A 1,161-nucleotide genomic window follows, 5' to 3' on the forward strand; every position below is an offset into this window, starting at 1 on the left:
ATAAAAAGGGTGGCCTGGGCCGCCCTTTTTTGTGGCCGGTGCCGTTACACTAACGAACTCATGCCCGCGCAGACCTGTCACAACAACGGTCGCGTGAGGCGACTTTATTTGTCCAGGAGTAAAGCATGCGTAATCTGATCCTCAGCGCCGCTCTCGTCACTGTCAGCCTCTTCGGCATGACCGCACAAGCTGCCGACGTGCCGCTTGAAGCCGGTAAGACCTACGTTGAATTGGCAAACCCGGTACCGGTTGCGGTGCCTGGCAAGATCGAAGTGGTGGAGCTGTTTTGGTACGGCTGCCCGCATTGCTACGCGTTTGAACCGACCATCAACCCTTGGGCCGAAAAGCTGCCTAAAGACGTGAACTTCAAGCGTATTCCGGCCATGTTCGGCGGCCCATGGGATGCCCACGGCCAACTGTTCCTGACCCTCGAAGCCATGGGTGTGGAGCACAAGGTCCACAACGCCGTGTTCAATGCAATCCAAAAAGAAGGCAAGCGCCTGACCAAGCCGGATGAAATGGCTGAATTCGTTGCCACTCAAGGCGTCGACAAGGACAAGTTCCTGGCCACCTTCAACTCCTTCGCGATCCAGGGCCAGATCAAACAGGCCAAGGAACTGGCGCAGAAGTACGGCGTACAAGGCGTACCTACTCTGATCGTCAACGGCAAATACCGTTTCGACCTGGGCAGCACCGGCGGCCCTGAGCAAACCCTCAATGTTGCCGACCAGCTGATCGCCAAAGAGCGGGCAGCCAAGTAAGGGGCCTGTCATGCGCCGCTGGGGTACCGAACGTGTGGTTGGCCTGCATGATGCGCAGGTCAACGAACATCACCTGGAATCAACAGGCCTGCCGCCAGACAGCCGCCTGCGCCTGTTGAGCTTCAATATCCAGGTGGGGATCAGTACCGAGAAGTACCGGCACTACCTCACTCGTGGCTGGCAGCACCTGCTGCCCCACAACGGTCGTGCGGGCAACCTGCAAAAAATCGGCAACCTGTTGAATGACTTCGACCTGGTTGCCCTGCAGGAAGCCGACGGCGGCAGCATGCGCTCCGGCTACATCAATCAGGTGGAGCACTTGGCCCAGCTCGGTGCTTTCCCTTACTGGTATCAGCAGCTCAATCGCAACCTCGGGCGCCTGGCGCAGCACAGCAATGGT

At 58.4% G+C, this 1,161-nt stretch carries 1 protein-coding gene and 1 pseudogene; both read left to right on the plus strand.

Annotated features, from left to right (window positions below):
• The first annotated feature begins 125 nt into the window (after nucleotides 1-125).
• Nucleotides 126-761 (plus strand): thiol:disulfide interchange protein DsbA, encoded by a 636-nt coding sequence (gene dsbA, locus H8F21_RS29235; RefSeq protein WP_159961874.1) that lies wholly within the window; start codon nucleotides 126-128, stop codon nucleotides 759-761.
• A 10-nt stretch (nucleotides 762-771) separates the two neighbouring features.
• Nucleotides 772-1,161 (plus strand): annotated as a pseudogene (locus tag H8F21_RS29240) (endonuclease/exonuclease/phosphatase family protein); the annotation flags it as partial.

This window comes from Pseudomonas arcuscaelestis (assembly GCF_016881005.1).
Taxonomy (GTDB): Bacteria; Pseudomonadota; Gammaproteobacteria; order Pseudomonadales; family Pseudomonadaceae; genus Aquipseudomonas; species Aquipseudomonas arcuscaelestis.

What these genes read in the sequence shown, in the direction of transcription:
- dsbA (WP_159961874.1), top strand. Translation starts at nt 126, where the DNA reads ATGCGTAATCTGATCCTCAGCGCCGCTCTCGTCACTGTCAGCCTCTTC.